This is a genomic window from Pseudomonas sp. EL_65y_Pfl2_R96, from assembly GCF_963970905.1.
Taxonomy (GTDB): domain Bacteria; phylum Pseudomonadota; class Gammaproteobacteria; order Pseudomonadales; family Pseudomonadaceae; genus Aquipseudomonas.
This window is the reverse complement of the sequence record NZ_CAXAQH010000446.1, coordinates 1-276: the sequence shown is the minus strand read 5'-3', so window position 1 is coordinate 276 and position 276 is coordinate 1. Positions and strand designations below refer to the sequence as shown.

General features: G+C 60.5%; 1 pseudogene. It reads left to right on the top strand.

Annotated features, from left to right (window positions below):
* Positions 1-276, top strand: a pseudogene (locus tag AACY49_RS31505) (putrescine-ornithine antiporter); the annotation flags it as partial.

Genomic DNA, 276 nt, shown 5'->3' with positions numbered 1-276 from the left:
CTGCCGTCGGTTCCATGGCCATCGCTTACTGCTTTTCCCAATGCGGCATCTACTGTCCGCGCTCAGGCGGGCTATCCGCCTACACCGAAGAGGCGCACGCAAAATCAGGGTTCTTCCTCTGCTCGTACCTGTACTTCCTTTCGCTGGCCATCGCCAACGTGGCGGTCGCCATCTCCGCAGTGGGGTACATGACATCGTTCGTACCCTGGCTGGGGAGTGGCGCCATTCCGCTGTTCATCGGAACGGTCGGCTTGCTCTGGTTAACCACCGTGGCCA